Origin of the sequence: Streptacidiphilus sp. ASG 303 (assembly GCF_020991365.1) — a bacterium.
Lineage (GTDB): Bacteria > Actinomycetota > Actinomycetes > Streptomycetales > Streptomycetaceae > Peterkaempfera.
Window position 1 is genome coordinate 1 of the sequence record NZ_JAJLRA010000166.1, and the last position, 289, is coordinate 289.

General features: G+C 80.6%; 1 pseudogene. It reads right to left on the reverse strand.

Features of this window, described 5'->3' with window-relative positions:
* A pseudogene (locus LO771_RS30370) lies at positions 1-289 on the reverse strand (hypothetical protein); the annotation flags it as partial.

Here is a 289-nt window from a genome sequence, read left to right on the forward strand (position 1 = left end):
CGGGCCTTGAGGGCGCTGTTGCCCGCGTCGGAGGGGTCCACGGGGGCGACGGCGCCGCCCCGCACCAGGACCAGGTGGGCCCCCAGGGCCAGCGAGAACGGCGAGGGCGCCGAGGTCCGGGCGTGGTCCTCCACCGCCGCCGGGGTGCCGGGGGCGGTCCGCGCCAGGGCGTCCGCGGTGCTCCCGGGGGCGAGGAGCACCTGCGCGCCGTCCGGTACCGGTGTGCGCCCGGCCCCCTCGTGCACGGCGGCGACCCTTCCGTCCCGGACCTCCAGCTCGACGGCGTCCG